The organism is Thiohalocapsa sp. (genome assembly GCF_022340605.1).
Lineage (GTDB): Bacteria > Pseudomonadota > Gammaproteobacteria > Chromatiales > Chromatiaceae > Thiohalocapsa.
The window spans coordinates 1-24,825 of record NZ_JAJDNQ010000085.1 but is presented as its reverse complement, the minus strand read 5'-3'; the positions used below and the strand labels follow the sequence as shown (position 1 = coordinate 24,825).

The following is a 24,825-nucleotide window of genomic DNA, read 5'->3' as shown; positions in this document are numbered from 1 at the left end:
CACCGGACCGCCGCCGGGAGCGGAGCGGTCGGGCTCCGGCGCCCCGGTGCGATGCGAGCGGCCTTGGTGTCATGCGGCATACACACAGTGTGCGCTTTGTGCGAGCCGACTGGCGAGCCGAGACCTCCCGAGCTTTCGATGGGGAAGAAGCTTGTGTTGATTGACTGAGTAACCTCAGGTGGCGTTGGATGGAGCCACGGCGCCGTGGGCCAGGGCGGCCAGCGCGTATAACCGCGCCTCGCTTGGTGCCAGCAGCCAGCCGTCGGCACGCACCAGGGGCGCAACGCAGTACTCGGCGGCGACCAGATCGTCGAGCGCCCGTATCAGCGCCTCGGAGCTCGCGGGCGGTGTGCCGGTGTGCATGCCGAGGGCGCGACTCAGTTGCTGCGCGAGCCGGTCCGGGTCGGCCTCGTCCGGGTGCGTTGCGAGATAGGCGGCGCCGATGCGCCCGGCCGCCGCTGGCTCGCCGAGTGTGCCGAGCAGTGCGGACGTGTCGGCGCCGCTGCCGCCCGTGGGCGTGCCGGCAAGCGGCTGCCGGCAGGTCAGGGCGCCCGCGGTCAGGGCCAGTGCGGCGGCGATGAACCGCCGCCTGTCAAGGGCTGGAAGGATGGACGCTTGCTGTCGCGTGCGGACGCTCATGCGGGTTGCCCCTTGAGGTGGTCCACCAGCCGCAAGGCCAGTGCCACGATGTTCAGGGTTGGATTCGCGGAGCCGGCAGTGGGGAACACCGAGGAGCCGGCGACATACAGGTTGTCTATGCCGTGCACCCGGCAGTTGCGGTCCACTACGCCGCGCTTCGGGTCATCATGCATGCGGGTGGTGCCCATGTGATGCGAGCCGCCCCGCACAATCGCCTCCCAGAGTCCGTCGTGGGGCAGCAGCGGGCGCATGCGGCCAACGCCCGCGGCGGCGAGCTCGGCGCCCAGGACGTCGATGTTGGCCACCAGGCTGCGCCGGTCCTGCTCGGTGAGACGCCAGTCGAGGAGCGTGCGGCGCAGGCCCAAGGCGTCGGCATCCGCGGCGAGCATGACGCGGGAGTCGGGGTTGGGCACCGGCTCGCAGGCGCAGCCGATGCCCAGTTGCATGCCGCTATAACCGGGATCATCCGGCTGTGGCGGCCGGCCGCCGTCGGTGAGGAACGGGCGGGCGGCGCGCACCATGTCGAGCTGTTCGGCGACGGCGGCTTTCACTTGGTCGAGGTCGGACGGACCGGGGTCGGCCGGCGTGGGGTTGGCCGGCGTATATGCGGTAACGTCGGCCCCCTCTGCCCGCAGGTCCGCGACCGGGGACATGGTGAAGGACACGCTGAGCCGCCGCTCGCGGCGCAGGTAGTCCGGATGGGGCACATACGCAACCCGGGCGGTGCGTCCGTCGACCGGCACCTGGCCGCGAAAAATAGGCGGCAGGCGCCGGGGATCGGCGACGACGACATGGGCAAAGCCGCCCAGGTGCGGATGCTCCATGAAACAGCGCCCCACCCAGTCGTTCTGATTGCCGAGGCCGGCGGGCATCACGTCGTTCGAGAGCAGCAGCAGGCGGGCGTTCTCGATGGCACCGGTGGCCAGCACGTAGCGCTTGGCGTGCACGCGGTGGCGCCGGCCGGTCAGGGTTTTCACATCCAGGTGGCCCACCGCCGCCCCCGAGGGCAGGGCGGCGATGTTGGTGACGTTGGCATGCAGCAGCACGGTGATGTCCGGCGACTGCTCCAGCTCCGCGCGGTAGCGCTGGCCGAAGCGCGTCGGCGGGCTGAACTGGAAGAAGCGGGTCATGAAGCGCCCGCCACGCCATTGCACCAGAGGCTCGCCGGTCTTCTCGACCCAGTAGGCCGGGTCCTCATAGCGGGCCGGCGCCGTCTCCACCACCACGCTTGCGGCCTCCCAGTACGGATCGAGTGCCTTGCGGCTGAACGGCCAACCGCTCAGCGGCACCCAGTCCCGCGCCTCGAAATCGATGGGATCCAACGGCCGGCAGAACCCGCCCCAGTGGCCCGAGGTGCCGCCGAACTGGCGCAAACGGGTGGCGGCGAGCGGATACGGGATGCCGGCGTTCTCGCCCTGGTACAGGGCCTGCGTCTCGGCCTCCGGCGTGAGACCGCCAGACTCGACGATGCAGACCTTCAGGTCGGGACCGGCCAGGGCGCGGGCAATTGTGATACCGGCGGGGCCGCTGCCAATGATGGCAACATCGGCGTCTATACGACTGCCGTCGTCTAGGATACGGGCATCGGAGAACAAGGCTGGGGGGTGCTCCGTGGCGGGGCTGGCTCGGACGCGGTGCCGCGGCCCTGGAATTGGGCGCTCGACTGGGAGGCTCAGGTTGGGCGCTTTGCTGATGCGCTCAACTGGATCGATCCAAAAGGGCGCTCAACTGGCCGGCGGCGTGTCGATCCGGGCGAAAGTTAAGCCGCGAAGTCTAGCGCCCCCGGTTATTAGCGACAAATCAGGGAAAATTTCAAGAAAGGTATGGGGCTATAACCTATATCGATGCAGTGTCACGGCGCGTCGCTGGTCCGGGCGTGGGCTCGCTGCCGCACATCGACACGGCATATTGAGGCTTGGTCCGCGCCGGCTATAGTAAGCAGATTGCTTGAAGGACCGAAATCCTTGCAGATGCGTCGAGTTTTGTGTGCACCGCAGCACCGATCTGAAAGGGCCAAGGGTCAAGGACCAATGGCCGGCACGATAAGCGAGCGGTTCTGTGCGGTCGCGTTTTGCGCCTTAGGCCTCCGCCCTCGGCCCTCGGCGCTTGTTGCATGCCGGGAGTCGATCGACGCGATATTCGCCGCCTCATGCCGTTGTCGGTCCGAGGCAGCGCCTCGCTATTGCACTGATGTGGAAGTATCGAGGCCACTCTCGAGGCCGCCCACAACGCTGATCCGTGTCGCCCTGGAGGGCGACACTCCGGCCGACACGCGTCCGACACGCGCTCGCGCCGAACAGCGAACGGTATCGACAATTCCATGGCCGTGCACTTGTGCAGCGTTTCTCCTGACTTTGCCTGCGTAGTCGTTGTCGATTATCCGACCACGACCACGACCACGATTACGACCACGACCACGACAACCAGTGGCGACTTCGACAAGGTTCCTCGGGTCCGACCGCGCCCGGGTTGGCGTCTGCAAAATTGCCTGAAACGGGGTACTTAGGCATGGCCAGGAATCAGCTCGATGCCTTGTTCAAGCCGCGCTCCGTCGCCGTCATCGGCGCGAGCGAGCGGCCGGGCTCCATTGGCGCGACGCTGATGGCGAACCTCCAGGGTGCCGGCTTCCGCGGCCCTGTCTACGCCGTCAACCCGCACCATAAGCAGATCGCGGGTCAGAGCGCCTATCCAGACGTGGCGAGCCTGCCGGAGGTGCCGGACCTGGCCGTGGTGTGCACGCCGGCCGCCGCCGTGCCCGGGATCATCGACGCCCTGGGTGCGCGCGGCGCAGGCGCCGCGGTGGTCATCAGCGCCGGCTTCCGGGAGGCGTGCGCCGGCGGCGTCGACCTGCAGCGGGCGGTGCGGGAGACCGCCGCGCGCCACCGGCTGCGCCTGGTGGGGCCGAACGCCCTCGGCGTGCTCGTGCCCGGGAGCGGCCTCAACGCCAGCTTCGCGCACCGCATGCCGGCGCCGGGCCGGCTCGCCTTCGTCGCCCAGTCCGGCACCATCCTGACCGCCATCATCGACTGGGCCGCGCCCCGCGGCATCGGCTTCTCGCACCTGCTGTCCCTTGGGGATATGGCCGATGTGAGCTTCGGGGATGTGCTGGACCACCTCGCCGGCGACCCGGCCACCCGCGGCATCCTGCTCTACATCGAGGCGATCCGCGATGCCCGCCGCTTCATGTCCGCCGCACGCGCCGCGGCGCGTATGAAGCCCATTATTGTCGTGAAGGCGGGCCGCTACCCGGCGGGCGCCCGCGCGGTGGCCTCGCACACCGGCGTGCTGGCCGGCACCGACGCGGTCTACGAGGCCGCCTTCCGCCGCGCCGGCATCCTGCGCGTCGGTGGCCTCACCGAGCTATTCGACGCCGCCGAGGTGCTGGCCGTGGCCAAGCCGCCCAGAGGCGACCGGCTGCTGATCCTGAGCAACGGCGGCGGCCTCGCCGCGCTCGCCGCGGACGAGCTGACGGAGCAGGGGGGCCGGCTCGCGGCGCTGCCGGAGGCAACCATCACCGCGCTGGACGCCGTACTGCCGGCCACCTGGTCCCGGGCCAATCCCGTGGACATCGTCGGCGACGCCCCCGGCAGCCGCTACACGAACGCGCTGAAGATCCTGGCCGACGTCCCCGCCAGCGACGGCCTGCTGGTGCTGCATTGCCCGACCGCGCTGTCGTCGCCGGACGACGCGGCCGCCGCCGTCGTCGCCCAGCCACCGCGCCGGGCGGGCCCGCTGCTGCTGACGAGCTGGCTCGGGGAAGCGTCGGTGCGTGACGCCCGCGCCGCCCTGGCGCGGCACCAGATCCCCAGCTACGACACGCCGGAGCAGGCGGTGCGGGCCTTCATGTACCTGGTGCGCTATCGCGAAAGCCAGCAGCTCCTGATGGAGACGCCGCCGTCTCTGCCCGAGGACCATCAACCGGACACCGCGCGGGTGCGCGCGCTCATCGATGGCATCGATGCCGACGGCTGGGCCCAGCGCGGCGGCTGGCTCACCGAGGTGGAGTCCAAGCAGGTGCTCGCCGCCTACGGCATTCCCGCGGTGCCGACGCGGCTGGCCGAGACACCGGCCGCGGCCGCCGCGCTCGCCGCCGAGATCGGCGGCCCCGTGGCGCTCAAGGTCCTCTCGCCGGACCTGCTGCACAAGCAGGCCGCCGGCGCCGTCGCGCTGGACCTGCAAGGCCCGGCGGCGGTGTTCGAGCGCGCCGAGGCCATGGCCGCGCGGCTCGCCGCCACCCGCCCCGAGGCGCGCATGCTCGGCTTCAGTGTCCAGCCCATGGTGCGCCGGCCCGGGGCCTTCGAGCTCATCGTCGGCGTCGCGGACGACCCCCAATTCGGCCCCGTGCTGCTGGCCGGCCACGGCGGCACCCGGGTGGAGGCCATCGACGACACGGCCCTGGGCCTGCCGCCGCTCAATCTGCGCCTGGCGCACGAGCTGCTCGCGCGCACCCGCATCCACCGGGTGCTCAAGGGCTGTGCCGGCGAGCCGCCGGTCAACCTCGACGCGGTGGCGCTGGTGCTGGTGCGCCTCTCGCAGCTCGTCTGCGACGTCGCCGAGGTGCGCGAGCTGGACATCAATCCGCTGCTGGCCGACGCCTACGGCGTCATCGCGCTCGATGCCCGCATCCGCATCGACCCCGTCGCCGGCAACGCCACCGACCCCGGCGAGCGCCTCGCCATCCGGCCGTACCCCAAGGAACTGGAAGAGACCATCACCCTCGGCGACGGTCGCCGGCTGTTGCTGCGCCCGATCCGCCCCGAGGACGAGCCCGCGCTCCAGACCGCCGTCACCAAGCTCACGCCCGAGGAGGTGCGGCTGCGGTTCTTCGTGCCCATGCGCACGCTCGACCACATCGCCGCCGCCCGCTTCACCCAGCTCGACTACGACCGCGAGATGGCCCTCGTGCTCACCGACCCCGGCATCCCCGGCCGCACCCAGATCTACGGCGTCGTCAACCTATCGGCCGAGCCCGGCGGCGAAAGCGCCGAATACGCCGTGCTGGTACGCCACGACATGGCCGGCATGGGCCTCGGCATCCTGCTCATGCGCCGCATCATCGACTACGCCAAATCCCGCGGCATCCGCGAAATCGTCGGCGACGTCCTGCGCGAGAACCGCACCATGCTCAAGCTCTGCAAGGTGCTGGGCTTCACCACCGAGCGCGACCCGGACGACCTCGAGATCGTCAAAGTCCGCTTGCGCCTTGACGCTCAATAGCAGGTAGCCATCGTCCACCGCACCCGCGCGTCAGAGACCGCGTAGAAGAGGTGAGCTGTCCCCCTTGTCTGCCCGTTTCTGCATGCGCTCTACTCGCGCTGGCGGGCTCCGGGGAGGCGCGCCTTGCCGCGTATCGCAGGCTGTTCCAGGACTTACTCGGCGAACAAATCATGAACATCCGAATAGCGACAGATCATGATCGTGAAGATATCAAAAGAATCTATTCGTCCGCCTTTCCCAAAGGCGAAAGGGAGATTGTCACGAAGCTTGCCGTTGAGCTTCTGTCCGAAAAGACGATACCAAAGACAATCTCCCTGATTGCGGAGGTTGACGACGTAGTGGTGGGTCATATCGCTTTCAGCCCCGTTAGAATTGATGACAGCGATCATTGCCGGGCTTATATTTTGGCGCCGCTGGCAGTACAAGCCGATTGCCAAAGGCGCCGTATCGGCTCGATGTTAATTGAATACGGCCTGCGCCAACTGTCAGTCGCAGAGATAAATATCGTCTTTGTTTATGGTGATCCAAAGTACTACGGAAGGTTTGGCTTTGACGCGGAGACTGCGCGCAACTACATAGCGCCTTGCGAGCTTCAGTATCCTTTCGGGTGGCAAGCCGTTGTTCTCAAAGAATGTTCTGGTCGAGGAGCACCGTCAACGATAACCTGTGTTCGCTCCTTGTGCGACCCGGAACTATGGTGAACCATCAGTCGGATGGAAGGATGACTGTAGCGTTAGGCGCCGGGGGGCGACCATTGCTTGGTCAATACACGCCGCACCATTGGCGCGAAGGTTGCGAGGGGTTCACTGGGATAATCGCGATCGAAGGAGACCTCGTCGTACCTGGCGGTGAATTCGACGGTGCGCTCATAGTGGAGGCTGCTTCGGTATTGCTCGCGCTGGTTCTTGTCGATGCCGAGTTGCTCGCCGTAGAAATAGGTCTGGAAAATGCCGTGCTTGGCCAACATCCAATGGTTGGCCTCACTGATGAAAGGGCGCAGGATTGCGGCGATTACCTCACCATGGTTGAAAGGGGCCAGCGACTCGCAGACGTCGTGCAGTAGGCAGCAGACGACATATTCCTCGTCCTTGCCGTCGCGATACGCGCGGGTTGCTGCTTGCAGGCTGTGCGTAAGGCGGTCCACGGGATAGGCGTCATCCGCGTTCAGGCTGTTGAGCATACCGAGCAATAGATCCGGCAGATTCGCGAGATGTTGTTCGTGGACGCGCTGCATCACCTTAAAGTCCGCTCGCGAGCCTTCGTCCATGCGGCGAAAGTGCATTTTTCCGATGCGATTATCGGTCATATTCGCACTGCCTGTCGTGCGTGTGAATTGCGCTATATGCTAGCGCGCCGGGCGCGGAAACGCATTCGTCCGTGCCCGCTTGCGCGGTGGCCTTGATGACAATTTCGACCATCCGGCGACAATGGCCGCGCGGGACGCAGAGCGTCCGCCCTTGCTCCCACGCGGGAGCGTGGGAGCTAGCGCCAGCGAACCGGCGTCGTGGCGCTGGTCGGGCTTACGATCAACGCCCGCACGGTCATCTTCGTGGCGGCCTTTTGTCGGCCCTGTTCGGGAGCTGGAAGTCATCCTGGTCGGATTGTCGCCCACCGAACAGGCTCGCGAGGAGCAATGCCAGGAGGCCGGTGACGAAGATGCCGTCGAAGGTGCCGGCGCCGCCGATGGAGGCGATGGGGGCGCCGAGGCCAGGGATCTTGCCTAGGTTGAGCAGGTCGGCCCCGATGAGCGTTCCCAGACTGCCGGCGATGTAGGCAAGCGCCGGCCCATGCCGGCGCGAGATCGCCAGCGCGACGCCGGTGGCGATCAGGGGCGGCACGAATACGGGCTCGGCGATGCCGACGCCTCGTACCGGTTGGGCCATCAGGTAGACGCAGCCCGCCACGACGGCGACCGCAACGAAGCCCTGCCAAAACAGCCTGTTCTTGAAGAAGAGGTAGAGGGAGAGGAGGGTGGGTATGACCGCGCCGCCCAGATTGACGGCGATGATGGTGCCCGGCCAGTCCTCCGCGACCGGCACGATGTAGGCGGCGCCGAAAAACTTGACGATTTCATCGGACACCACTTGCTCGGGCGGCAGCCGAACAATGGGGATATTGATGTAGCTGCCGAGCAGCGAAAACAAGAGCAGGAGATACACCCACCACCGACTCACGCCGAACCGCTGATAGCGGTAATGAAGGGCACCGGCCTCCACCAGCAAGAGCACCATAACGAACAAGAACGACAGAAAGGCAAGATAGAGTAGCGGGATTGGGAAGTAGTGCATGAGGCGTACCCCGGTTTGTGGCGCTGCGGTGCCATGAGTAATAAAACGGGCAGACGAGAACGAAAGCGGCGACCAATGAAAACGGGCGAGGGCTCTGTCGTGTCACGTGTTCTGGTACGTTTCCCGCTCCAGGTTTAATGTTGCAGGTACCGAGGCGGAAGCCCAGATGCGGCGGCATCACCGCAGCCGGGTAGCCGATGCGTGGAGTGCAACTCGGCGGCCCCAGGGCGCAGCCGAGTGGAGCTCGGCGGCTCCAGGGTGCGGCCGAGTGGAGCTCGGCGCTCCAGGAGCAGCGCTGCTTCAGGCGCTGCGCAGGCGCGTGAGCTTGACCAGCGCGATGGCCGCGAAGGGCAGGGCGAGGCCGAGCGCCAGCACCGTCCAGAGCAGCATGCCCAGCTCCGAGTAGTCCGCCGGCACGCTCACCACGCCGTCGGTGCGCACCTCGCGGGTGACGGTGAAGATCTGGTTCAGGTACTTGGTGCCGAGCTGGCTGGCGGACAGGGCCAGGTTGGTGAAGGAGGCCATCACCGCGAAGAACGTCGCCTTGAGGTGTGCCGGCGCCGAGTTGGCGATCCACGCCAGCATCGGGATCATCGCCACCTGCCCGAGCGGCGATTCCACCGCGGTGTCCACCAGCGCGATGAAGCGCGCATCGACGAGGCCGCCGGTATGCGCGGCGGTCCAGGCCTGCACGTCGTAGTAGAGCCCCAGGATCGGCAGCGCCAGAAAGGTTCCGAGGAGGGTCAAGAAGCCGATGATGTAGGCGATGGAGTGATCCGCCATGAAGCGGCGGAAGACGAACATGGCCGCCAGCGCCATGCCGCTGCCCACCAGCGACAGCACGGACAGGAACTGCTGATCGAAGCCGAGGTCGTCGATCAGCCACCAGGTCTGGCCGGCGCCGGGCGTCGGCACCGCCCGGTAGACGAAGATGATGATGGCGGTGCCGAGCAGCACCCGCGCGGCCGCGGGCGTCAGCTCCTTAAGCAGCCGGTTGATCAGGAACAACACGATGGCCATGGAGCCGGCGAAGACGATCTCCTCGTTGAAGGGTACATCGCCGAGGCCCACCGCCAGCGTGAACACCACAAACACCAGGCTGCCGCCGAGGATCCACCAGTTGGGCGCCGTGGCCTCGGCGCCGCCCTTGAGCAACTGCTCGGCCGCGGCCGTCTCGCCCAGCGCCCGCAGCCGCCGCAGCTCGCGCCACTTGAGCACGCCGCCGAGCACGACGCCGGACACGGAGGTCACCGGGATCAGCAGCGCCAGGGTGTAGATCTGGATGTAGGTGGCGACCTTGCCGGCCTCGTCCATGGCATCGACGCCGCGGAACAGCCAGACGTTCAGCAGCGCCACGAACACCCCGCCGCCGATGATGGCGACCCGGCCCAGGGTCTGCATGGTGGTGTGCATCAGGCGCCGGCGCTCGGCGTCGATGGGCTGGCCCGTCTCGTCCAGGGTCGGCACCGCCTCCACCGTCATGGCGTCCGCCACGACGTCCTGCACCACGTAACCGAGTGGTGCCAGCAGCACGCTCAGCACGTACCAGGCATCCACCGGCATCACCGCGGCCATGGCCTCGGGCCGCCCGAGCAGGCCGAGCATGATGAGCAGGCTGGCGGTGATGAGCGCCGCGCCGGCGAAGACCAGCAGTGCCTTCCAGCGCCAGATCAGGTCTACCAAGTGGCCGAGCGGCATCTTCAGCGACCAGGGAATCATGGCCCAGAAGGCGAGCGCCGCGAGCAGCTCCGCCGACAGACCGAGATAGTCCTTGACGAAGAAGGTGCCGACGATGGCCGTCAGCCCCTGCACGCCGGCAGCGACGTAGACCATCAGCGGCGGCAGGTAGGAGAACCGCATTTCGCGGCCCAGCTCGAAGACGTTGCGATCGAGCCAGTCGTACAGCTTTATCCACATGGCGGGGCGGTGGGTCGGTGCAGGGGTGGGTGGTTGTGCGCCCGTGCCGGCGTCAGGCCGACGGCGACGGGTGCAGCGCGAAGACCGCTTCGGGCGGGATCGATGCCGGGCGGCGAATGCGGCGGGCAAGGTTGGTGCTACTCTCTGCACGAGACGCCCGCTCCGCCGCCGGCCGGCCGCGCCAAGCCTAACCCGTCGGCCGGCGATGGGACAGCCATCCGGCACCGCACCCGCAGCCTTCGATGTCACGCCCGACCCAGCCCCGGCAGGAGGCCCATCCAGACGCCTCGCCGATGGGGCGGCGGATCTTCATGGCCATCCTGGTGCTCGGCGCCGCCGCGCAGATCGTGCAGGCGCTGCTGATCCGTGAGGGTCTGGTGGTCTTCTACGGCAATGAGCTCAGCCTCGGCGCCTTCTACGGCAGCTGGCTGTTCTGGCTCGCGGTGGGCGCTTTCGCCGTGACCGCGCTGCGCGGGCGGCGCTGGGTGCAGGCGCCGCTGCCGGCGCTGCGGCTGCTGCTGCTGCTGTTGCCGCTGCTGTTGCTGGTGCAGGTGCTGGCGCTGCGCTCGGTGCGCTCGTTGCTCGGCGTGTCGGCGAGCGAGCTGGTGCCGCTGGGCGAGCTGTTCCTGTCCTTCGCCGTCGTGACCATCCCGAGCGGCCTGGCGCTGGGTATCAGCTTCCCGCTCGCGTGCAAGGCGCTCGCGGACCAATCCGGCCGGGACGACGCCGGTGCGACGGGGCTCGTGAGCCGGCTCTACGTGGCCGATGCGCTGGGGGCGCTGGCGGGCGGCGTGCTGTTTACGTTCGTGCTGGTACAGTGGCTTGGCCTCGCGCGGACGCTCGGGGTGCTGACCCTGATGCTGGCCATGGTCGCCTGGTCGCTCTATCCGCGGGGCGGACGGACCGCCGCGAGCTGGACGGCGCTGCTAGTGGCGGGTTTGGGCCTCGCGCTGGCGGTGCTGCCGGCGACGAGCCTGTTGGAGCGCCAATTGGAGCTGCTGCGCTTCGCCAACCTGCAGCCGGGGCTCACGCTGCTGCGCTCGGTGGAGACGCGCTATGGACATGTCGCGGTGGCTCAGCTCAAAGATCAGGCGTCCGGCGGCCAGATCTCCATTGTCGCCGACGGCCAGATTCGCGAGAGCTTCCCGCAGCCCATCGAGGTGACGCGCGACGCGGCCTATTTCGCCGCGCAGGCGCCCGGGGCGCGGCGGGTGCTGATCCTCGGCGACGTCGCGGGCGGGCTGCCGGCGGCGCTGCTGCGCTATCCGGTGCAGCACATCGATGTCGTGGAGCCGGACAAGCGTGCCTTCGAGGCCGTGCGGCCTTACCTCGATGCGCAAACCAAGGCGGCGCTGCGCGACCCGCGCTTGGCGCTGCACTTCGCGGACGGCCGGCGCTTCGTCAACCGGCTCAAGACGGCGGACCGCTACGACCTGATCCTGGTGCTCGGCGCCAGCCCCACCAGCGCTCACGGCAACCGTTTCTTCACGCGCGAGTTTTATCGCCAGACGCGCGAGCGCATGCGCCCGGACGGCGTGCTCTGCACCCGCGTCGCCAGCGCCGTCGGCTACCTCGGCAGTGAGATCGCGAGCTATGCCGGCTCGGTCTATCACACCCTGGGCTCGGTGCTGCCGCACCTGGCCATCGTGCCAGGCGAGGAGCAGACCATCTGCGCCTCGGCCGCGGCGGGCCGCGTCAGCGACGACGCCGCGGAGCTCGCCCGCCGCCACCGGGCCATGGCGCCGAAAGGCGACGACCTGCCCGACGGCGCCTTCGCCAACCTGCTGGACCCGCGCGAGGTGGCCTTCGTGCGCGCGCAGCTCGACCAGACGCCCGCCGAGATCGACACCGATGCGCGTCCGGTGACCTACTACCTGAACATGCTGCTGTGGGGGCGCTTCAGCGGTTCCGGCCTGGTGGATTGGCTGAAGACCCTGCGTGGCATGGGCGCCTGGCCCTATCTGCTGCCGCCGGCGCTGCTGGTGGTGCTGTGGCTGGTGCGCGCCGGCATGGAAGGCACTGCGCGTGGCGCCGGCGAGCGCGGCGGCGCGGTCTTTCTGCTGGCGCTGCTGGGCATAATCGCCATGGCGGCGCAGCTCACGCTGCTGCTCGGCTACCAGTCCCACGTCGGCTTCGTGTTCGCGCGCATTGCGCTGTTGAACGGCGTCTTCATGACCGGGCTCGCCCTCGGCGCCGGGCTCGGCACCGCGCGGGCGCGCCGGGGCCGGCCGGTCGTTGCGCTGGTGGCGGTGATGGGCCTGGTGGCGGTGGTGCTGCTGATGCTGCCCCTCGCGCTGGCGCTGCTCGGCGCGGCGGCGGGCCCGTTGCAGGAGCCGGGCTACGTGACCTTGGCGCTGCTCCTCGGCCTGCTCGCCGGCACGGGCTTTCCGCTCGCGGTCGCCATCAGCCACCGCAACCGGCCCGAAATCGTGCAGAGCGGCGGCCTCGCCACCGCCGCCGACAACCTCGGCGGCGCCGCCGGCGGCCTGGTCACCGGCGCGCTGATGCTGCCGCTCCTGGGCAGCGCGGCCACCTGCGGGGTGCTGGCCATGCTCGCGCTGCTGGCGACGGTGCCGCTGCTGGCCGCCCGCCTGCTGCCGGTCCTGCCGGCGCCGACGCCGGCCCGCCGGGAGCGCGCCATGCCGTCGTTCCCGTGGCCGGGGCTGGGCTGGGCGCTGATCTACGCGGTGCTGTTGGTGTACGGCTGGCACCTGCTGGAGCAGGGCACGGCACCCGGACCGCAGGTGCATTTCGACCCGTCGAAGCTCACGGAGCTAGCGGGCGACATGCGCTTTGCCGCGGTGGAACGGCCCTTCGTGCACTACCTCGGCCGCTCTCCGGACGGCCCTGCCGCGGAACTCGGGCCCAGCGTCGCGGCGCTGGCCAGCATGGCCGCGGCGCCTGATGTCCACGGCTACGGTGGTCCCATCAACCTGCTGCTGGCCGTGAATCGCGACGGGACACTGATGGGCGTGCGCTATCTGGCATCGAACGAGACGCCGAGCTATATCGCCGGCATCGATACCTGGCTCGCGGGCTTGGCCGGTGCGGACTTGGCCGCCGGACCCCTGGACCTGGAGCGGGTGGACGGGATGAGCGGTGCCACTGTCACGAGCCGCGCGGTGCTCGCGACCATCAATCGCGCCGCGGGGCGGGTGGGCGAGGTGGCCTTCGGCAGCGCCAAGCCGCCGTTGCAGGCGCCGGCGGCGGCGTCGCTCGGTGCGCCGTTCTGGGCGACGGTGGGGCTGCTGCTCACCGCGCTGATCGTCCATCTGACCGGGGCGCTCCGCGCGCGGCTGGTGCTGCTGGTGGCCACGCTTGGGGTGCTCGGGCTCTGGCTCAACACGCCGCTCACCGAGATCGACCTCGTGAATCTCACCCTCGGCAAGGTCGCCACGCCGGCCGCGAATCCGCAGCGCTGGCTGCTGCTCGGCTTTGCCGGCGTCACCGCGCTCTTGTTCGGACCCATCTGGTGCGGGCTGCTGTGCCCGTTCGGCGCGCTGCAGGAGCTCCTGTCCCGCGCCGGCCGTTGGCTCGGGCTGCGCAGCTATCCGGACCGGCGCGTGGACCAGGCCGCGCGCTACCTCAAGTACCTGCTGCTCGCGGGCATGCTCATCGCGGTCTGGCTCAGCGGCGACACCCTGTGGGCGGCGTTCGACCCGATGCAGCGGGTGTTTGGCGGCCTGGGCGGGTGGATGCTGGTGCTCGCGGCGGCGGTGCTGCTGGGCTCGCTGTTCTACGTGCGCTTCTGGTGCCGCTACTTCTGTCCGTTGGGGGCCTTCCTCGCGCTGGGCAACAAGATTGCGCTGCTCGGTAGGCTCGCGCCCAAGCGCCGCTTCGAGCACTGCGACCTCGGCGTGCGCGGCGAGTACGATGTCGACTGCATCCGCTGCGCCCGCTGCCTGGGCGGCGAGGATACGCGGCTGCGGCACCGGCGGGACGCTGCGCCCCCGGGCAATCGGTCACCCCAACCATTCATCCAAGGATCGTAGCAGCGCTCGTGGGAGCGGCACTCGTGGTGCCGCGACCGGCGGCAAGGCAGCGCATCATGTCTCGGAGTAACTGCCGGGCGGCAGGCAACCTTCCAGCCGTCGTCGCGCCACAAAAGGCAGTGGCGCTCCCACGCCGGTCCGCCTGGATCAATCGTTATGGTAGGTCGGGTTAGCGATCGCGTAACCCGACCATCAACGGCGCACCGTCGCCCTGCGAGCAGATCGATGCCCTGGCCGTCACGGACGAGCCGATCGTGTTGAACAGCACGAAGGCGACCTTACGCAGCGCCGACGTGGACGCGTTTGTGGAGCAGATTGTGCGCTTCGGACACCGAACCATCGGCGCGCCGCCATCGTCTAAAGTTGCATCATCGCTTCCGACGAGCCATGGCCGCCATGTACGGGCCGAGACACCTCTACTCACGACACATCCACGAGCGCGAGCTCCGCTTCCTCGCCCTGGTGCTGCTCACCGGGTGCGTGATCGCGTTGCAGCTCGGCGAAGGCCTGCGGCTGGCCGGGCTTCAGGGCGCCGGCTGGCGTGCCATCGATCTGCCGGCCCTCGAGCGACGCATCGATGTCGGCAATCTCAGCGAGCATGAGGCAGTTTGGTACCACGAGGCCACGCGGCAGGAGACGCACGCGACCGGTGCGGAGCAGCGGCCATGACCGCCGTCACCTGTGAGCTCTGCCCCCGCGGCTGCGTCATTCCCGAGGGCGCGGCGGGCGACTGCCGCATCCGCGTCAACCTGGGCGGGCGGCTGCGGGCGACCACCTACGGGCGCCCGTCCGCGGTGCACATCGACCCGATGGAAAAAAAGCCGCTCTATCACTTCCTGCCGGGCGCGCCGGTCTTCTCCATCGCCACCGCCGGCTGCAACCTGCATTGCCTCAACTGCCAGAATTGGCAGCTCTCGCAGCGCGGCGGCGAGGAGATGGAGGAGATCTACCGGCTCGACCCGCCGGAGCTGGTGCGCGCCGCCCGCGAGGAGGGCTGCCGCAGCATCGCCTACACCTACTCCGACCCCATCGTTTTCTACGAGTACGTCTACGACACCGCCGAGCTGGCCCATGCGCAGCGGCTGGCCAATTGCTTCATCACCGCCGCCTACATCAACCGGGAGCCGCTGCGGAAGCTGTGCGGGGTCATCGACGCCGTGAACGCGGACCTGAAGGCCTTCGACGACGGGTTCTACCGCCGCGTCAACGGCGCGACGCTGAAGCCGGTGCTGGACGCGCTGGTCACCATGCGCGAAGAAGGCGTCTGGCTAGAGGTCACGAACCTGTTGATCCCAACCCTGAACGACGACCCCGCCATGATCCGCCGCCTGGCGCGTTGGGTGCACGACGAGCTCGGCCCCGGCACGCCGCTGCACTTCAGCCGCTTCCAGCCGTTGTACCGCATGCGCAACCTGCCGCCGACGCCCGTCGAGACCCTGGACCTGGCACGGCGCGAGGCGAAGGACGTCGGCATGGAGCACGTCTACGTCGGCAACGTGCTCGGCCACGAAGGCAACTCCACCTACTGCCCGCGCGACGGGACTTTGCTCATCGGCCGCGTCGGCTTCATGATCACCCACTACGCGCTGACCCCGGACGGCCGCTGCCCGAGCTGCAACGAGCGTATTCCAGGCGTCTGGCGGTCCGCGGAACTGTTTGGAGAGCAACCATGACCCGCGAGCCTGATCGATCCTCGAGGCAGCCTGAGCGCCGGCGTGTGCTGGCCCTGCTGGGCGGGCTGGGTACGCTGGGCCTGCTACTGCCCTGGTTGCGGACGTCGGCGCCCGCGCGGCCGGTTCAGCGCGAGATCAGCCTCCACGAGGCGGACTTCTACCGCCCGCACGATCTGGCAGGCTAGTGCAGCGATATGAAAGTTCCGCGCCCGGTCTCGGGCTGGACCGTGCCCGTATCGCCCTGGAGGGCGACACGGATCAGCGCCGCGGGCGGCGTTGAGCGTGGTCTCGATACTTCCGCAAGAGCGCACCAGAGGCCAAACCATGCCGATGCGCACCACCCGGGCCGCGAGGCTCGCGGCCTTGATACTGATCCTGCTGGTGGCCGCCGCGGCGGTCGTGGTGGGCTGGTCCGAGGAGGCGCACGATCACGCCGCCGATGTCGTCAGGCCCAGCGCCCTGGCCGGGAACTGGTATTCCGCCGACCCCGAGATCCTCGCCAAGACCATCGACGGCCTGCTCGCCGCCGCCCACCCGGAGGCGCCGGCGGTCCGGCTGCGCGCGCTGGTGGCACCCCACGCGGGCTACGCCTACAGCGGCGCCACCGCGGCGGCCGCCTTCAAGCTGGTGCAAGGCGCCGACTACGGGCGCGTGGTGCTGTTGGCGCCGTCGCATCGGGCCGACTTCGACGGCCTGTCCATCGCCCCTGTCGATGCCTACGCGACGCCGCTGGGGCAGGTGCCGCTGGATGAGCCTGTCATCGCGAAGCTGCGCGCCTCGCCGCTGGTGCACGCGGACTCGGACGCCCACGCGCAGGAGCATGCCATCGAGATCGAGCTGCCGTTCCTGCAACGCACCCTCGCGCCCGGCTGGCGGCTGGTGCCGATCCTAGTGGGCCGGCTCGATGGTAACGACTACGCGCGGGCGGCGGACCTCATCCGGCCCTTCGTCGACGATCACACCCTGCTGGTGGTCTCCAGCGACTTCACCCACTATGGGCCTCGCTTCGGCTATCTGCCGTTTCTGCCGGACGAGCACGTCCAGGCGCAGATCCGAGCCCTCGACGACGGTGCCGTCGCGCGCATCGCGGCGCTGGATGCACAAGGTCTGCTCGAGTACCGGGCGCGCACCGGCATCACCGTTTGCGGGATTCGGCCGCTGGCGGTGCTGCTGGCGCTGTTGCCGGCGGACGCCGAGGTCCATCGGCTTGCCTACGCCACCAGCGGGGAGCTGACCGGCGACTGGCTCAACTCGGTGAGCTACGTGGCGCTGGGGGTGACGGCGCCGGCCGGGCACTGGCAGGGCGGTGTGGGAGCGCCGTCCCCGGCGCGATCGCGGGCTCAGGATCGCGGCGGGGACGCCGCTCCCACGGCGCGGGACGGTGGCGCGGATCGCGGCGGGGACGCCGCTCCCACGGGGGAAGGCACCGCGCCGGATGCCGGTCTCGATGCCGACAACCTCGCGCGCCTGCACCGGCTCGCCGTGCTCGGCATCCGCCGCGCCGTGCTCGGCAGCGACCAGGTGCCCGACGCCGAGCTGCTCGCCGCGGTGGACGGCCTGCCGCCGGCGCTGGAGCAGCGGGCCGGTGCCTTCGTCACCTTGTGGAAGGACGGCGCGCTGCGCGGCTGTGTGGGCCACGTGCCGGACGACCTGCCGGTGTTCCTGTCCGTGCTGCAGAGCGGCGCCAACGCCGCCACCAGGGACAACCGCTTCCGAGCGGTGCAGCCGGAGGAGCTGGACAAGCTGGAGGTGGAGGTCAACGTGCTGACGCCGCCGCGGCCCATCGACTCCATCGACGAGCTGCACCTGGGCGAGCAGGGCGTCACGCTGGAGAAGGACGGCCACTACGCCCTGTACCTGCCCGAGGTCGCCTCCAAGATGGGCTGGGACCGGGAGACGACCATGTCGCAGCTTGCCCTCAAGGCCGGGCTGCCGGCGGATGCCTGGCGCGACGGTGCGTCCTTCGAGGTCTTCACCACGGTCGAATACAAGGCGCATTACGCCTGGCCGGCGGCGCAGGACGGGCCTGCGCCCCACTGACCGAGCGCCGGCCCATCGCGGCAGGTGTGCCGCGTAGATCGGACTGAGCGACAGCGAAGTCCGGCGGCAACGCCGCCGTCGGGCCTCCTGACGTCGGCCCGACCTACCGCGCTCGCAACGCCGAATTCAAGCAGCGCGCCGGCGCGTCGAAGCGCCCCGGTCGCGAGTCACGCCCCGGGTTTGTAAGCACCGGCGCAAGACCTGACAACGGGGCCACAGACGGGAGATTTCACCATGTCATTTGCAAGCATCAACCCCGCCAGCGGCGAGCTGGTGGAGCGTTTCGAGCCCATGGACGACGCTGCCGTCGCCGCCCGGCTGGAGGCCGCAGCGCGTGCCGCAACGGCCTGGGCCGCCGAGACACTGGCTGCACGTTGCGCCCTGTTGACGCGCGTGGCCACGCTGCTGCGCGAGCACAAGACCCCGCTTGCGGCGCTCATCACCGTCGAGATGGGCAAGCTCATCGGCGAGGCCGAGGCCGAAGTGGAGAAGTGCGCCCTGGCCTGCCAGCACTACGCCGAGCAGGCACGGGCCTACCTGGCCGATGAGCTCATTCCGTCGGACGCCGGCCGCAGCCTGATTGCCTGCACGCCGCTCGGACCGGTGCTGGCCGTCATGCCCTGGAACTTCCCGTTCTGGCAGGTGTTCCGCTGTGCCGCGCCGGCGCTCGCCGCCGGCAACCCGGTGCTGCTCAAGCACGCGTCCAATGTGCCCGGCTGCGCGCTCGCCATCGAGGACCTGTTCCGCGATGCCGGCGCACCGGAAGGCGTGTTCTCGGCGCTGATGATCGAGGCGGGCAGGGTGGACGCCGTCATTGCGCACCCGGCGGTGCGGGCCGTGAGCCTTACCGGCAGCGACGTGGCCGGCCGCAAGGTCGCGGCGGCAGCGGGTGCGCATCTCAAGAAGACCGTGCTGGAGCTGGGCGGCTCCGACGCCTTCGTGGTGCTGGGGGACGCGGACCTGGACCTCGCCGCCGAGATGGCCGTCCAGGCGCGCTTCATGAACGCGGGCCAGAGCTGCATCGCTGCCAAGCGCTTTATCGTCGTGGCGTCCGTCGAGGCCGCCTTCATGCAGCGTTTCCGCGCCGGCATCGAGGCGCTGCGCCCGGGCGATCCCGCCGATCCGCAGACGACGCTCGCACCCATGGCCCGCGCCGATCTGCGCGACGAGCTGCATGCCCAGGTACAGGCCAGTGTCGAAGCCGGCGCCGTGCTGGTGATGGGCGGCAAGGCCCTGGACCGGCCCGGCTTCTTCTATGCGCCGACGCTGCTGGACCACGTCGGCCCCGGCATGCCCGCCTACACGGACGAGCTGTTTGGGCCGGTGGCGGCGGTCATCCGGGCGGCCGACGAGAAGGAGGCGCTCGGTATCGCCAATGACAGCCGCTTCGGCCTCGGCGGCAGCGTCTGGACCGAAGATGCCACCCGCGGCGAGCGCTTCGCTCGGCAAATGGCCTGCGGCTGCGCCTTCGTCAACGGCATGGTCAAGAGCGATCCGCGGCTGCCCTTCGGCGGCATCGGCGATTCCGGCTACGGGCGCGAGTTGTCGCGGCTCGGAATTCGGGAGTTCGTCAACGAGCAGACGCTTTGGGTGCGTTGAGGTGGGAGCGGCGTCCCCGCCGCGATGTCGAGTCCGCTAATCGCGCCGGGGACGGCGCTCCCACACCGCCACGCCGGCGCCTAGCCCGCGCCGTGGGAGCGGCGTCCCCGCCGCGATGTCGAGTCCGCTAATCGCGCCGGGGACGGCGCTCCCACACGCTCGGCGTTGCGATCACTGCTTGCCCAATCACATCCCCGCGGCAGATAGCGGAGGCACACAAGGGCTTCGGCCGACAGCCGGGCGTTTGCCGGCACGAGACGCGGCCATCCAGTCGGCGGCCCGCTTAGAATCGGCGGGCGGTCTCGGCCGTCCCGGCGCCCTGCAAGGTTTGGCGTTCCATCGGACCGCGATGCCGACGCGACCCCATAGCCACTCTGGAGCACGCAAATGAATGCCTTCGACATCCTTGGTTCACTGATGCAGGGCGGTATGCGCCCGACCGCCGGCCGCATGCAGGACATGTTGGGCGGTCAGGGCCCAGGCGGCATGTTCGGTGGCATGCCTCCCGGTGGAATGCCGCCCGGTGGCATGTCCCCCCGTGGCATGCCGCAGGGCGGCCCCGGCAACCTGTTCGACATGCTGGGCAAGATCGCCGGACCGATGATGAGCGGCGGCGGTCAGCGCGGCGGCAATGGCATGGCCTTCGATATCCTGAAGCAGATCGGCGGCGCCGTTTTCAGCGGCCAGGGCGGGCCCAACGTCGCCGGCTCCGGCACCACCGCCGCCGGCGCCGGCGCCATGTCCGTCTTCGGCGCCCTGGCCGCCCAGGCCCTGGAGGCTGCCAAGCAGATGATGGCCAGCGGCGGCGCGCCGGGCGCCGCGCCGACGGGCGGTGCCGCTCCGGCCGGCGGTGCCGGCGGCTTCAACCTCGATGAGGCCTCGGCCATCATTGCCGGCCTGCGCAAGCCCGCCAACGCGGAGGAAGAACAAAAGATCGAGGACATGGCCACGCTCACCATCCGCGCCATGATCAACGCCGCCAAGGCCGACGGCCAGATCGACCCACAGGAGGCGCAACGCCTGTTGGGCAAGATGCAGGAGGACGGCATCACCGAAGAAGAGCGCCAGTTCGTCCTCACCGAGATGCAGAAGCCCATGGAGACCGACGCCATCGTCAACGCCGTCCCCAACCAACAGGCCGCGGCCCAGATCTACACCGCCTCTCTGATGGCCATCCAGGTGGATACCGACGCCGAGCAGCGCTACCTCCAGGAACTCGCCGCCAAGCTCGGTCTCAACCAGCACGCCGTGGCCTACCTGCACCAGGCCGTCGGCGTCGCCTGACGCACGCGGCCAACAGGCCCGCTCAACCGCCAGGGATGGCTTCGCAACCTCGCCCCCCGGGCAGGGCAAGGTCCCGGTATGCCCACCGCGAGTATGCATAAAAGTTCAAATAGGATGCCAAGGCGCCGACCTCGCGTAGGTTGGGCCGACGTCAGGAGGCCCAACGCTTAGCGCCAATAGGGCCAAGACAGCCGCGACACGCGAGCGGCGAGCCGCACCCTCCCGCGAGACGCGCCGCGAGGACCGTTGGCTTCGGCTTACTCCGTGCCGTCGCCCTTCTTCACCTTCTCCGCCGCGGTGAACACGTCGAGGATCTCCCGCTGGGTGACCGTCCCATCCGCCTTGGCCTTGTCGGCCAGCGGCTTCACCGCGGGGACACGCTCCACCACCTGATCCAGCTTCGCGATCTGGTCCGGCGTGGCCGGCGCGTCGGCCCGGTCGCTGCAGCTCTGCAGCAGGGCGGGCAGGAGCAAGGCGGGGACGAGGCGGACAGCAACGCGCATGGTCGTATGCCTGTTGGCCGAGGGAAAAACCGCTAGGGTGGACAAGCGCGGCGTAGTCCACCATCGGGGCGTCTGTCGGCACCAGGATCGGTGGATTTCGCTTCGAGGCCCCGAAAGTATTGCTCGCAACTCCGGAAACGAGAGCGGATCGTCGGTCGGGCTAGCGATAGCGTAACCCGACAATCAAGGGCGCACCGTCGCCCAGCGTCGGGTTACGCTGCGCCAACCCGACCTACACCGGATACTTTGACGGCCTCTGCGCTCATCCACCCCACACCGCGGCTGCGGCCAATGCGGATCGCGGGCGCCGGACTCCTCGCCTGCGGCGAGGGCGCCGGGGCGTGGCGGGTTGGTGGTGTCCGGCAGTGCGGCGAGGAAACCCTGGCGGCCGCTCCGGTCTGTCGCAGCAGGGTGCGGGCTCAGTAATACTGCCGAATATATCCATAAGCCTTCTCGAACAACTCCGCATCGCTGTGCAGCTTGTACTTGAACAGCGTGCTGCGCAGCGCCTTCTTGACTTCGCGCTCGCCGGCGCTGGTGTGCTGCCAGCCGTCGAAGCGCACGACGCGGACGATGGCGTCGATGTCGGCGACGACGCGCTCGACGATGACCGGCGTTTCGGGGCTCTTCACTTGCTCGAACAGTTCGGTGAGCGCCGCCTTGCCGCGGTCCTCGTCCTCTTCGGGCGGGGTGGCGCGCTCGGTCTCGACGGTCTCGCGGGCGATGTCGAGCAGTTCTTTGAGGAAGTTGACGCTGTTGGTCTGGCCCTGGTCGAAGCGCTGCTTGAGCGCCTCCAGCCGCTCGGAGAGGGCCTTGAAGCGCGGGTTGCCCTGGTACTTGCGCAGCCGAGCGGTGAGCTTGATCTCGATCTCTTTGGTCTTCTTCGCAGGCTCCGGCGAGTCGAGGATGGCCTCGATGACGTCGGCGTCGAACACCAGCTCGTCGAGGTCGTCCCGGAGGTTGTCCACGTGCACGTTCTGGTGGATCAGCTTGAGGGTCTTTTCGTGGAAGGCGTGCCACAGTAGGGCACCCTGACCGCCGGCGGGCTTGATGCTCTCGTACACCCGCGCGAGCCAGCGGTAATCGTCCTCGTACTGTTGCAGCACCGGGTCTGGAGACAGGGCCTCCCAGAGCTTGCTGAGCACGCTCATGTCCGCCGCGAAGGCGTCGCGGGTGGCGTTGTTCGGCAGGCATTGCTGCGCGGCGATCAGCCCCGCATAGCCGGCGAGGGTGCGGTCCACATCGTGGAAGTAGGCCAGGCACTTCTGCACTGCGCCGGGCAGCTCGGTCTTGAGCGCCGCGATGTTGCCAACGACCTTCTGTATGCCCCTTTCGTCGAAGTCGAGCGTCTTGGCCACGTCGTCGAAGACGCCGACGTAGTCGACAATGAGCCCGTGGGACTTCGTCGCCATGCCGTCGCTCCCAGGTGGAGCGTAGGTGCGGTTGGTGCGGGTGATTGCCTGCAGCAGGGTGTGATCGCGCAGCGGCTTGTCCAGGTACATCACGTGCAGGATGGGCGCGTCGAAGCCGGTCATAAGCTTGGCGGTGACGATGAGGATCGCGAGCGGGTCGTTCGGGTCGCGGAAGCGGTCCAGCAGGGCCTCTTCGGTGTCGCGGTCGCGCTTGTACGGGGCGTAGCGGGCGTCGTCCTTCTCCTTGCCCTGCACCGAGATGACGATGTCCGTCTCGATGCCTTCGGCCAAGTGCGGGTCCAGCGCGGCCTTGTAGAGCAGGCAGCATTCCTGGTCGAAGGTGACCACCATCGCCTTGAAGCCGTTCGGCGCCACCTTGGCCTGGAAGTGCGTCGCGATATCCGCGCAAATGGCCTCGATGCGCTCCGGCGCCTTCACCAGCACGGCCATGTTGGCGGCGGTCTTGGCCAGGTTGTCGCGGTCCGCATCGGACAGGCGACCGGTCAGCGCACGGAAGCCTTCGTCGATGACGTCCTTGTCGATGCGCAGCTCCACCAGCCGCGGCTCGAAGTGCAGCGGCAGCGTGGCGCCGTCGCGGATGGACTCCTCGAAGCCGTAGCGGCTGAGATAGCCATTGGCGTCCTCTGGCGCGCCGAAGGCGTAGAAGGTATTGCGATCGCGGGTGTTGATGGGCGTGCCGGTGAGCCCGAACAGGAAGGCGTTCGGCAGCGCCGCGCGCATCTGCATGCCAAGGTCGCCCTCCTGGGTGCGGTGCGCCTCGTCCACCAGGGCGATGATGTTGTGCCGCTCGTTCAGCACCGGGGAGTCGTTGCCCGGCTGGTCGGGGTCGTCGGCAGCGGTGTCGTCGCCGCCGTCGCTGCCCGCATCGGATGCGGCCCCGCTCGCATCATCCGCGGCCGCGGCGGCGGGGCTCGGCAGCGCGAGCCCCAGCTCGGCGGCGAGGGTTTGGAGCTTGTCGCGCTGCTCGGCCTGCTTGGCCGTGTCCTGCACCTTGCCGACCTTGCGCCAGGCGACGCCGAGCTCATCCGCGGCCGCCTGCGCTTCGCCGCGCTGCGCGAGCTCCGGGATCTGCTTCAGTAGCCGCGCGACGCTCTGCGCGGGCGTCTCCTCGCCGAACTTGAAGATGGTCGTGATGATGATCTTGCGCGTGTCCTGGCGAAGCAGGGTCTTCAGCGCGCGGCGGGACTCGGCCTTTTGAAGGTTCGGCACATCGGCGCCGTGGAAGGTGGCGCTGATCTGCGCATCCAGGTCGATGCGGTCCACGACGATGAGCACCGTCGGGTTCTTGAGCTTGGGGTGCAGGCGCAGCTTCTGCGCCGCGAACACCATTAACAGCGATTTGCCGGAGCCCTGGAAGTGCCAGATCAGCCCGCGCTTCGGCTGCCCGGCCACCACGCGCGCGACGATGCGGTTGGCGGCCTCGTATTGCTGATAGCGGCACACCACCTTGAGCCGGCGCTGCTTCTTGTCCGTGGCGAACAGCACGAAGTTGGCCAGGATGTCGAGCACCGTCGCCGGCGCCATCAGCCCGCACACGGCGTGCTCCAGCTCCGCGAGCCCGCCGGCGGCTGCCGCATCGGGGTCGTCGGCGTCGACGTCCTCCTCCGCCGGCCGCCAGGGCCCCCACAGGTGCACGGGCATGTGGATAGAACCGTAGCGCAGCGCCTTGCCCTCGGTGGCGACGCTGAACAGGTTGCAGGCGAATAGCTCCGGGACGAAGCGCTCGTAGTCGTCGTGCACCTGGATGGCGCCGTCCACCCAGCTCACCGCCGGGCGCACCGGGGTCTTCGCCTCGATCAGCACCAGCGGCAGCCCGTTCACCAACAGCACCAGGTCCGCGCGCCGCTCGGCCGGGCCGGCGCGGTAGCTGTATTGGGTCGTGACCAGGTATTGGTTGCGCGACAGGTCGTCGAAGTCCACCAGCCGCACGGTTACATGCTCGCCGTCCTTGCCGAAGGGCATGGAGCGCTCGCCACGCAGCCAGGCGGTGAACTCCTCGTTGGCGCGGATCAGCCCGTCGGAGCGCACCGACAGCACGATGGCGCGGAGCCGGTAGAGCACCTCCTCGGCGCGCCCGGGCTGCTCCGCGATGCAGGGGTTGAGCCCGATTAGCGCGTCGCGCACCAGCGGCTCCGAGAAGACCTCCCGCGGCTCGCGCGGGACGGCCGCCGGCGGCAGGTAGGTCCAGCCGGCGCCCCTGGCGGCGATGCCGTAGCTGCCGCGGGCGTCCTGGAGGTTCA

16 protein-coding genes are annotated in these 24,825 nt (G+C 69.0%); 9 read left to right on the top strand and 7 right to left on the bottom strand.

Features of this window, described 5'->3' with window-relative positions:
* Positions 1-174 precede the first annotated feature (174 nt).
* Both LJE69_RS11795 and LJE69_RS11790 read right to left on the bottom strand, forming a co-directional pair.
* Complete coding sequence (locus LJE69_RS11795) at positions 175-639, bottom strand: hypothetical protein (protein WP_296925198.1); 465 nt, start codon at positions 637-639, stop codon at positions 175-177.
* Positions 636-2,234 carry a GMC family oxidoreductase gene (locus LJE69_RS11790; RefSeq protein ID WP_296925196.1) on the bottom strand — a complete coding sequence of 533 codons (1,599 nt, stop codon included), beginning with the start codon at positions 2,232-2,234 and terminating at the stop codon, positions 636-638. The genes LJE69_RS11795 and LJE69_RS11790 overlap by 4 nt, the downstream gene beginning before the upstream one ends.
* 913 nt (positions 2,235-3,147) lie before the next feature.
* Here LJE69_RS11790 and LJE69_RS11785 point away from each other — a divergent pair.
* On the top strand, positions 3,148-5,856 hold the full coding sequence (locus tag LJE69_RS11785; RefSeq protein WP_296925194.1) for a bifunctional acetate--CoA ligase family protein/GNAT family N-acetyltransferase: 2,709 nt from the start codon (positions 3,148-3,150) through the stop codon (positions 5,854-5,856).
* 170 nt (positions 5,857-6,026) lie between these two features.
* Entirely contained in the window at positions 6,027-6,557 is a 531-nt protein-coding gene (locus tag LJE69_RS11780) for a GNAT family N-acetyltransferase (RefSeq protein WP_296925192.1), read from the top strand.
* 32 nt (positions 6,558-6,589) lie between these two features.
* On the opposite strand, the gene LJE69_RS11775 is transcribed toward LJE69_RS11780, so the two are convergent.
* From LJE69_RS11775 to LJE69_RS11765, 3 genes are all read right to left on the bottom strand, one after another.
* On the bottom strand, positions 6,590-7,162 hold the full coding sequence (locus tag LJE69_RS11775) for a hypothetical protein (RefSeq protein WP_296925190.1): 573 nt from the start codon (positions 7,160-7,162) through the stop codon (positions 6,590-6,592).
* Positions 7,163-7,397: 235 nt separating this feature from the next.
* On the bottom strand, positions 7,398-8,144 hold the full coding sequence (locus tag LJE69_RS11770; RefSeq protein ID WP_296925189.1) for a DUF1614 domain-containing protein: 747 nt from the start codon (positions 8,142-8,144) through the stop codon (positions 7,398-7,400).
* A gap of 300 nt (positions 8,145-8,444) precedes the next feature.
* Complete coding sequence (locus LJE69_RS11765) at positions 8,445-10,061, bottom strand: hypothetical protein (protein WP_296925187.1); 1,617 nt, start codon at positions 10,059-10,061, stop codon at positions 8,445-8,447.
* 242 nt (positions 10,062-10,303) lie between these two features.
* Between LJE69_RS11765 and LJE69_RS11760 the strand changes: the two genes are divergently transcribed.
* The 7 genes from LJE69_RS11760 (at position 10,304) to LJE69_RS11730 (ending at position 20,649) form a co-directional block, all read left to right on the top strand.
* On the top strand, positions 10,304-14,053 hold the full coding sequence (locus tag LJE69_RS11760; RefSeq protein WP_296925185.1) for an FMN-binding protein: 3,750 nt from the start codon (positions 10,304-10,306) through the stop codon (positions 14,051-14,053).
* 387 nt (positions 14,054-14,440) lie between these two features.
* The gene (locus LJE69_RS11755; protein ID WP_296925183.1) at positions 14,441-14,722 is read left to right on the top strand and encodes a hypothetical protein; all 282 of its coding nucleotides are present in this window, start codon (positions 14,441-14,443) and stop codon (positions 14,720-14,722) included.
* Positions 14,719-15,726, top strand: coding sequence for an AmmeMemoRadiSam system radical SAM enzyme (amrS, locus tag LJE69_RS11750; protein ID WP_296925181.1), 1,008 nt, complete (start codon positions 14,719-14,721; stop codon positions 15,724-15,726). The genes LJE69_RS11755 and amrS overlap by 4 nt, the downstream gene beginning before the upstream one ends.
* Positions 15,723-15,911, top strand: coding sequence for a hypothetical protein (locus LJE69_RS11745; protein ID WP_296925179.1), 189 nt, complete (start codon positions 15,723-15,725; stop codon positions 15,909-15,911). The genes amrS and LJE69_RS11745 overlap by 4 nt, the downstream gene beginning before the upstream one ends.
* Positions 15,912-16,050: 139 nt before the next feature.
* The gene (gene amrB, locus LJE69_RS11740; protein WP_296925177.1) at positions 16,051-17,766 is read left to right on the top strand and encodes an AmmeMemoRadiSam system protein B; all 1,716 of its coding nucleotides are present in this window, start codon (positions 16,051-16,053) and stop codon (positions 17,764-17,766) included.
* A gap of 234 nt (positions 17,767-18,000) precedes the next feature.
* Positions 18,001-19,365 (top strand): NAD-dependent succinate-semialdehyde dehydrogenase, encoded by a 1,365-nt coding sequence (locus LJE69_RS11735; RefSeq protein ID WP_296925175.1) that lies wholly within the window; start codon positions 18,001-18,003, stop codon positions 19,363-19,365.
* A 387-nt stretch (positions 19,366-19,752) separates the two neighbouring features.
* Positions 19,753-20,649, top strand: a complete 897-nt coding sequence (locus LJE69_RS11730) for a tellurite resistance TerB family protein (RefSeq protein ID WP_296925173.1) — start codon at positions 19,753-19,755, stop codon at positions 20,647-20,649.
* A 257-nt stretch (positions 20,650-20,906) separates the two neighbouring features.
* Here the strand turns inward: LJE69_RS11730 and LJE69_RS11725 are convergent, their stop codons facing one another.
* Both LJE69_RS11725 and LJE69_RS11720 read right to left on the bottom strand, forming a co-directional pair.
* Positions 20,907-21,152, bottom strand: a complete 246-nt coding sequence (locus LJE69_RS11725) for a hypothetical protein (RefSeq protein ID WP_296925171.1) — start codon at positions 21,150-21,152, stop codon at positions 20,907-20,909.
* A gap of 419 nt (positions 21,153-21,571) precedes the next feature.
* Positions 21,572-24,825: type I restriction endonuclease subunit R (locus tag LJE69_RS11720; protein WP_296925169.1), on the bottom strand; the 3,254-nt coding region annotated here is incomplete at its 5' end.